Below are 8,600 nucleotides of genomic sequence, written 5' to 3' on the forward strand. Positions count from 1 at the left end.
CGCGAGGGCCGCTGGGGCCGACCACATCCCGGGCTCCGCGTACTCGTGCAGCACGGTCGCCAGGCGCGCCACTTCCGCAGGGTCGAGTCCGAAGCTGCGCGCGCCGGCCAGGCTGCGCGCGCTCAGCAGATCGGGCAGCGCGAAGGTCGGCGCCGACCCCGGGATGCACGGCCCTTCGATCACCTCCGACTCCCGCCCTGCCGGCTCCGCCAGGTCTCCGAGCGCCGCCTCGGGCCCCGGCTCGAGATCGCCCGGCCCAGCCGCCACGCCGAAGGCGCGCAGGACCAGGTCGGCATACGCCTTGTGCCCGAGGGCATTCGGGTGGAAGGACGCCTCGACCGGCCAGGACACTCCGTTGATCCACTCCGCGTACGAGCACACGGCGTGCCCGACAAAGCTCGACGCGACGCGCGCCAGCCCGAAACCCGCCCGGCGGGTGGCCGCGGCGATGATCGAGCGCAGCTCGTCGGCCGCGTCGTTCAGACGCGTCATCTCGTGCGCCGAGAAGAAGGTGAACGGGCTGCAGTCCTCGCCCATGAAGAGCGCCGGATATCCCGAGACCACGACCTGCGCCCCCGGAGCCCGGCGCGTGACCTCGGCGAAAAGCCCGTCCAGCCGGCCGGGCAGCGATCGCCGCATGGTGATCAGCGCGGCATCGATCGCCGTGTCAGAGTTGGACATCCAGGCCGGCTCGGCGGCCGCAATGAGCACGGGCACGAAGCCGATGTCGTTGCCGCCCACCGTGATCGACACGTGGGAGGTCTGCGGACCGAGCGCGTCCAGCTGATGCGCGAGCACGTCGGCGATCGTCGCGCCGAGGCACGCGTTGTAGGCCACCGGCAGCCCGAGCCGCCGCCCGACGAGCACTGGATAGCCGGCGTCGGCGCGCCAGCAGGCTCCGTGACTGGGGCCCCCGCCGACCCCGGCAGCATACGAATCGCCCAATGCCACATACGCGATGGCCACCGTGGTCACGCCACCTCTCCCAGTCCGGCCGCCGTCGTCGGCGACTGGTTCAGATTAAATGCCCGGCTCCTCGAACCCGCCGACAATGCGCCCGTCGGCGATCTCGATCACGCGATCGGCGACCGAGAGCAAGACCGGGTCGTGGGTGGTGACGATCGCCGTCATCCCGGTGTCGCGGACAAGTTCGGCGATCAACTGCATGATTTCGCGCGCTGTGCCCGAGTCCAACTGCCCGGTCGGCTCGTCGGCGAGCAATAGCCCGGGGTCCGCGACCAGCGCGCGTGCCAGCCCGACCCGCTGCTGCTGACCACCCGAGAGCTCGGCCGGTGTCTGATTCAGGTGCGCACCCAGGCCGACGCGCTCCAACACTTCGACGACCCGACGCTCGCGCTCGGCGGGCGCAACCTTCTTCAGCCGCAACGGAACTCCGACATTTTCGCGCGCGGTCAGGATCGGCAGGAGCCCGAACCCCTGGAAGACGTAGGCCACCCGCTCGCGCCGCATCCGCAGCACATCGGCATCGCTCATGGCCGTCACCTCGTGCCCGTCGACGAAGACCGTCCCGCCATCCGCCCGATCCAGCCCGCCGAGGATGTTCAGCAAGGTCGTCTTGCCCGACCCCGAACGTCCCTTCACCGCGACGAACTCACCGGCCCACACGTCCAGATCGATGCCGTGCAGGGCCGTCACGGCCGTGGCGCCCGATCCGAAGGTCCGCACCAACCCTCGCACCTGCACGTATGCCGTGCCCCGCCCCGCGATGTCGACCGCACCTTGCGGCCCACGCACGTCGTTCGCGAACGCCTCATTCATCGCCAGCCACCTCCTGCTCCCGTGCCCGCCGGGACCCGTCCGGCCAGACACCGATGTGATCGGCCTCGAGGTCCAGCCGCACCCGATCCTTCATGTCCAGGGCCGTCGTGAACTCTCGGGGCAGCTGCAAGCGCCCGGCCCGGTCGAGGACGGCATATTCCTCGGCCACCACGAACTCATTGCCGTGCTCGTCGATTTCCCCGCGCCGCACCACTTCCGAGGAGGTGCGACCGTCGCGGATACCGACCGTCCGCTGCACATGCTCACTGACCAAGGGATCGTGCGTGACGACCACGACGGTCGTGCCATAGGCCGCATTGGCCCGTTGGATCGCGGCGAAGACCTCGTCGGAACTCTGCGTGTCCAACTCGCCGGTCGGCTCGTCAGCGAGCAGGACCCGAGGCGAATTGGCGAGCGCGACGCCGAGCGCGACCCGCTGCTGCTGACCGCCGGACAGCTGGGTCAAGCCGCGGTCCGCGCACTCGGGGATGCCGAGCATGTCCAGCAACTCCATCGCGCGCGGGTGCCGCTCGGATCGCTTGCGCCCGTCCAGGGCCATCGGCACCTGGATGTTCTCGACCGCCGTCAGATAGGGCAACAGATTGGCGCTCGCCTGCTGGAAGAGGAAGCCGACGGTCTCGCGGCGATAGACCACCCGGTCGCGTCCAGACATCGAGAGCAGGTCCTTGCCCGCGACCTTCGCCAGCCCCGCACTCGGGATGTCCAAGCCGGACAAGACATTCAGCAGAGTCGACTTCCCCGATCCGGATGCCCCGACCAGCGCCATCAACTCGCCCTTGGGCACGACCAGATCGAGCCCCTGAAGGGCGACCACTTCGATGCCCTCGGACTTGAATATCCGCACGAGGTTGTCGCAGACGATCTCGGGCTCGGTGACCATCGTGTCGGCCGTCATCAGGACCCTCCTGCTCGCAGGTGTTCGGCAAGTCTGGTGCGCCGCGCCCGGCGCACGTCGACGGCGACCGCAAGGGCGGCCAGGACGAGCGTGGCGAGCACGATCGCGGCAGCGGCGGCATACGACGGCAGGAGCGGGGGACGCGCAGCGCCCCCGGTGTAGGGCCCCAGGTCGAGCACATCCGACATCAGTCGCGGGAGTAACAACCCGATCGCCAGGCCGGGGGCGACCCCGGCGACCACCAGCGGCAGCACCTCGACTGCCCCGAGTCGCCAGCTGCCGCGGCTCGGCAGGCCCATCGTCCGCAGCCGGACCGCGATGAACTCCCGACGCGCTCGGGTCAAGGTCAGCAACACGAAGATCGAGAGCGCGGCCAGGCCGAGCGCCCCGATCGTGGCGAGCAACGCGATCAGCCGCACCAGCGTCGGCAGGGCGCCGGTGCGCGTCGCCGCCTCGAGGGCGTAGCGGTCAACGACCTTCTGTGACAGCTTCGTCGGCGGCGTGGCCGTCAGCGCGTCGGCGGCGGCGCGGTCGGCGCGGAGGAAGACGGTATTGGCCTGCACCCCGCCCTGGATCGCCTTCAGTGACGCGAAGTCGAGGGCCACCACCGGCGCGGTCGAGGTCGCACTGTCGCGATTGAGCCCCGGATCGACGGCCACGACCTTGATATTGCGCAGTTCCCCGGCGATCTTGACGGTGATGCGGTCGGCCTGGAGCGGCGCGCTCACGATCGCCGGCAGCACCCCGCCGTCTGCGGCGGGGAGCGCTGGCACGGTGAAGGAATCCGGCGTGCCCGCAACGGATTTCGCGTATGCCGTCAGATCCGTCGCGATGAGCGTCGCCGTTCGCACGCCACTGCCCGCCACTCCGGTCACCTGGGCACCGACCTCACGGTAGGCCGGCACCGCCGCGCTCACGCCCGGCCGGGCTGCCAACAGGGTGATCTCCTCCGGGTCGACGCGCACCGCATCGATCCGCACGTCCGAACCGACCTCTCGATAGCCGGCCAGCCCCCTCGCCTCACCGATCGAGTGCGTCACCGTGGTCAGGAAGCCGGCGATCGCGGTCGCGACGACGAGAGCCACCAAGGGCACGAGGGCCGCGCCCCGCTCACGCGCCGCGCCGGTGAGCCCGACGAAGCCGAGCAAGGAGCGGCCCCGCCGAGCGAACGCCGCAGCCAGCCGCACCGGCCAGGGATAGATCCGCAGCACCACGACGGCCACGGCGAGCGCGAGCAGAACTGGGGCGAGGGCGGCATACCAGTCGGACTGGCCGGCGCGAACGGCATCCCCGCGGCTGCGCACCGTGGAAACCGAGAAGTACGCGCCAGCGAGGATGAAGAGTTCCAAGACCACTCGGCGTGCCGCGCCCGTGGCCCCCACCGGCATCGGGTGCCCGGCCGACCGCGCGGCTCGCACGCCCGTGACCACGGCGACGAGTGCCACGACGAGGAGCGGTGTCACCGCGAGCGCGATCGACCAGCGGGGCGAGACGCCGGAGACCGTCCGTAGGACGGCCGCAGCCGCGAGGGGGACAGCGAACAGCGGCCACCAGATTGCCTCACCCGCGCTCAGCCCCGCGAGTTGGAGGGTTCCGGCGCCGCGAGTGCGTAGCAACCGCAAGGCGTCGGTGCGCCGAGCGATGAGCACATAGGCGGCGAGTCCGAGCACCAACCCGGACAGCGCGAGCAAGCCGACGACCGGGAAGAGCGACAGGGCGGCCGTGACCGTCACCGCGTGGTTGTAGAAATCGGCGATGGCCGGCAGGCCGGTGTTGAGTGTGGGGCGTTCATTGCCGAAGAGGTCCACATCGGAGCGCAGAGCCGTGATGCCGTCGAGCACCTCCTGCAGGCTCTCCCGGGTCATGGCACCAGGCTCGATGCCATATCGCCACTCGTGGATGACCCCGACAGCGGTCCTCGACTGATCCGGCATCACGAAGTCAGCGGGCATCGGCCCCAGCGCGGAGCCCAGCGGGCCGTAGTTGGCGTTCGAGGTCATGAAGGTGACCTGCTGGATGCTGCCGCCCTCCGGCGAGGGGTAGACAGCACCGTCGATCATGCTGCGATCGTTGTCCCAGAAGGGATCTCGCGGATCGATCGCGGTATAAGTCCCGGCGAGTTCGACGATGATCTCTGGCGTCCCGAGTCGTCTGGACTGAATATCCGTCAAGGTGAACCGGTCGCCCACGCCCACGCCCCACGCCCGCGCGAAACTCGCCGGCATCGCCACCGGAATGATCGGCGTACGCCACTTGAGGTCGATGTAGTCAGTGGCCACATCGTCCTCGATGAGCACCTTCGTCTCGGTCGCCGTCGGTGGCGGACCGCCCGCGTCATACCGGACGTGCGCATCGAACCCGCCTTGGATCCGCACCAGAGCCTGCCGGTTATCCCCGGTCGGTGACCTTCCCGGCCCGCGCAGCGACTTCTGGTCGGTCGTCACCGAAATGGAGGTCGGGCGGAGGAAACGGCTGGCTGGGCCGAGTGTTTGGGCGATGACCTTGGCGTGACCCGTCGGCGGGACCGGCTCGCGCAACGGCATCGATGAGATGTCGCCGCCGAACTGCAGATTCCCGGGGTTGCGGTAGGTCAGGACGAGTTCGCGCATGCCGCGCGGGAAGCGCTCGATCGCCTCGCCCACCCCCTTGTCGTATGCCGTGTCCTGCAGTCTCGGTGCGGCCACCACAAAGGCCGTGGTCAGGGCGCACAGCAGGGCGAGCAGAAGCGCCGGGCCACGCCGGCGCAGGTGGCGGCGCCACAGGGTCGTCAGGCCGAGGGGACGACTCATCGCTCCCCCTCCCGCAGCTGGGCTGAGATATCGCGCACGATGCGGCTGACGACCAGCGCCGCGACCACACTGAGCGCCGTGATCATCGCCGCGGCGAAGAGCAGGACGGCGGGCAGGTCGAGCACCAGCCGGATGGGCGGAATCTGCGGGTGACCGTCAGCGCCGACGAGGAGCGGGACGATGAGGCCGGAGCCGGCCAGGCCGAGCGCGAGACCGGTGACGACCGTGACGACGACCACGGTGAGTCGTTCGAGGACCAAGACGCGGCGGATGCCCTTCGGCGGCATCCCGAGCGCGGCGAGCACCGCGCAGTCGTGGGCCCGGGCGGCCCCCAACGCGGCGGTGGTGGCGGCAAAGCCCAGCAGGGCGAGCACGGCGGCGGCGGCGGTGACCAGGCGCATGGCCCACCGCATACCGGCGTTGACCGCGCCTGCTCGACGTTCGGCGAGGATCTCCTCGCGCGTGGTCACCGCGGAGACCAGGCCCTTCTCGCCCGTGAGCTGGGCAGCCGCCTGTGCCGGGTCGGACGGAGCCAGCCAATAGGACTGGGGGTCGAGTGCGGCGGGATTGGGGTCGACCCCCGCCGACGGCGGAAAGAAGAGCGCATCATTGACTGCTGAGAGATCGGCGAGCACGCCCAAGGTAGGGTCCGGCCACCCAGTCGGCAAGGCGGCTACGGTCCCCACGAGTTTGACCGGCCGGGCACCAAGGAGCAGCGGTAGGGTCCCGGTCGAGCCGATTTTGAGCTTGGCGTGGGCAGCCGCCGCGTCGGTCATCACCACCGGGATCGGCGCTGAGCGAAGACGCGGGCCCAGGATGAGCACCCCGCTGCCCCAACTCAGCTGGGGTTTGTCGCCGTGCGCCACCGCCGTGCCATCGAATGCGAAAACGGCATCGTTAACCTGCGCCTGGCTGAGCGCATCGTTTCCGAGCGGCCAGGGGACATCTGGGCTAATGGTCATCCCGAGCAGGTGAGACCCCGTGGGCAGGTCGAGCGGCCCGAGATCGAGATCGGCGCGCACCCGGCCTAGCCCAATCATCCCGAGTTCCGCGTCGACGCGGCTGCCATCGGGACGTGCCAACACCGCCACGAGCGCACCCCGATCGGCGCCGAACGCGCTGAACGAGGACACCCGCATGGACACATCGAGCCTGGCAGCGCCCGCCGGGACGGGGATCCCAAGCGGATCCGTTCGCACGGCGGCGAACAGATCCGCCCACGACCGGCCCCGGGCGATATCCGGCCGCATCGGCAGGGGGACCCCGGGCGCGCGGGTGTCCACGGCAAGCACACTGGTCGCGGCGGTGGAACCGGGCAGATAGCTGGTGGTCCGGTAGACCGCCATTGACCGGTCCGCGCCACCGGCCAGCTCGGCCATCCTGGTGGACGGGGACGCCAGCCGGGCCGCCGGCCCGAGTTCGACGACAACGGGCGCGCCGGCAGCAAAGTCGCTCTGGTCGGACAATGCGGCGCTGAGGGTGCGCTGCTGACCGAGCGCCAGGGTACCCATGGCCATCGCGAGCAGCAGGAGGAGGATCGCGACGCCCTGCCCCGCGATCCGCCGCGCGACCTGCCAAGCGCCCCAGGCCAACCCGAGGCCCGCGGACCGGGAGCCGATCCGGGAGGCGAGCCGCGCGGCATACGGGATCACGCGCAGGGCGACCACGGCGAGCCCACTAATAAACAACGCGGGGGCCGCGATGGTGAGGGGGTCGAGCTTGGCGGCCGCGGCGTCATACCGCCGCAGTTGCAGCACCCCGAGCACGCCGAGGGCGATCAGGGCGAGGTCGAGCCCGGAGCCGGCGAATCGGGCCAATCGCTGCATGCGCGCACTCTGGGCGCCTTCGGTGCGCAAGCGGCCCCCGCGGATTGCCGTCGCGACCATGATCAGGGCGCCGAGGGCGGCCGATACGGCCATCGTGACCCACACGCTCGGTGTGGTCAGGCCGTCCCGGACGCGCGTGCCGGTGGCGAGCAGCCCGGTCGCGCCGGCGAGCGGCTGCACAAGAGCGGGGGCGAGGAGCAGCGTCGCGAGCAGGGAGGAGCCGACGATTATGCCGGCCTCGAGACCCGCCAGCGCAAGGATCTGTCTGGCGGAGGCACCCCGGGAGCGCAGGAGGGCGGTCTCGGGCGTGCGAAGGGTGGACAGTTGCACGCTGGCCAGCGCGAGGGCCGTGCCGCCGAGGAGCATGAGGAGCACGGCGGGGGTCAGCAGGGCGATCCGGACGCGGTTGGCGGTCAGGTCGGAGGTCGTGAGCAGCCGGTCGAGCCCCGTGGCGACGCGCAGATTGGTGTTCGCGCGCAGCTTCTCCAGCGCCGGCCCCAGGGCGGCCTGGAAGCGCCGGACATCGCCTGTCGACATCTGCTGCCAGGGGATGGTCACCCGCCAGGCGCCGCTCGCCCCCGCGCCGAGGTCCCCGTCGAAGGCGCCCGGCGCGAGCACCAGCGGCCCGTATGCCGTGAAGTCACCCTTGGCGACACCCGCCAGCGCGAGCGGCGCGTCGAGCCAGGTCGGGTCGGATCGGTCGCGCGGTGTGAAGGTGCCCGAGATCCGCACCTGGACTGTGGCAGCGGATTCGTCGATCAGGCTCGGTAGTCGCAACTCCTGCCCGACCTGCCAGCCCGCGGCGTGCGCGGTCGCTGTCGGGACGACGGCCTCGACGGGCCGGCCGGCGGCCGGTGGGGTGGGCCAGGCGCCGGCGTCGAGCCGGGCGAGCGAGGTGAGGGCGGGCAGGTCGGCAAGGACCGCGCGATCTTGGGGACCTCGGCCCTCGATGCCCCGCGCGACGGCGGTGTCGGCCTCATAGAGGCGAGCGCCGGGAATCCCGGCGACCGCGGCCGTGACTTCCGCCTGGCGCGCTGGCAGCGTGCCGGCCTTGATCGAGGCGTTGACCGCGATGGTGCGCGCCGCCGGGTCAGCGCTCTCCAGCACCCCCCGAGCGCTGGCGTCGCCGATGACGAGCGCGAACAGCTGCAGGGAGCCCAGGACGAGCAACGAGATCAACAGCGTCGCCCAAACGGCGGCGAGCGCAGCGAGATGGGTGCGCACGCGCTTGCGGGCGACACCCAACCAGCGCACGGGCCCCCGTTCCTAACTTCTGCTAGCAGACTTTAG

5 protein-coding genes are annotated in these 8,600 nt (G+C 70.8%); all 5 read right to left on the reverse strand.

Going from position 1 to position 8,600, the window contains the following annotated elements:
* A partial coding sequence (locus PKH97_RS10655; RefSeq protein ID WP_324387388.1) for an SGNH/GDSL hydrolase family protein occupies positions 1–975 on the reverse strand: 975 nt, incomplete at its 3' end.
* Between the two features lie 45 nt (positions 976–1,020).
* The gene (locus tag PKH97_RS10660) at positions 1,021–1,779 is read right to left on the reverse strand and encodes an ABC transporter ATP-binding protein (protein ID WP_324387389.1); all 759 of its coding nucleotides are present in this window, start codon (positions 1,777–1,779) and stop codon (positions 1,021–1,023) included.
* On the reverse strand, positions 1,772–2,695 hold the full coding sequence (locus tag PKH97_RS10665) for an ABC transporter ATP-binding protein (protein WP_324387390.1): 924 nt from the start codon (positions 2,693–2,695) through the stop codon (positions 1,772–1,774). Before PKH97_RS10665 ends, PKH97_RS10660 begins: the two co-directional genes overlap by 8 nt.
* Complete coding sequence (locus tag PKH97_RS10670) at positions 2,695–5,484, reverse strand: hypothetical protein (RefSeq protein ID WP_324387391.1); 2,790 nt, start codon at positions 5,482–5,484, stop codon at positions 2,695–2,697. The genes PKH97_RS10665 and PKH97_RS10670 overlap by 1 nt, the downstream gene beginning before the upstream one ends.
* Positions 5,481–8,564, reverse strand: a complete 3,084-nt coding sequence (locus tag PKH97_RS10675; RefSeq protein WP_324387392.1) for an ABC transporter permease — start codon at positions 8,562–8,564, stop codon at positions 5,481–5,483. The genes PKH97_RS10670 and PKH97_RS10675 overlap by 4 nt, the downstream gene beginning before the upstream one ends.
* Between the last annotated feature and the right edge of the window lie 36 nt (positions 8,565–8,600).

The sequence above is a fragment of the Nostocoides sp. genome (assembly GCF_035343835.1).
GTDB classification, from domain to species: domain Bacteria; phylum Actinomycetota; class Actinomycetes; order Actinomycetales; family Dermatophilaceae; genus Nostocoides_A; species Nostocoides_A vanveenii.

Bases quoted from the DNA above. Each gene is read 5' to 3' on its own strand.
- PKH97_RS10665 (WP_324387390.1), bottom strand. From the start codon at position 2,695: ATGACGGCCGACACGATGGTCACCGAGCCCGAGATCGTCTGCGACAAC.
- PKH97_RS10670 (WP_324387391.1), bottom strand. From the start codon at position 5,484: ATGAGTCGTCCCCTCGGCCTGACGACCCTGTGGCGCCGCCACCTGCGC.
- PKH97_RS10660 (WP_324387389.1), bottom strand. From the start codon at position 1,779: ATGAATGAGGCGTTCGCGAACGACGTGCGTGGGCCGCAAGGTGCGGTC.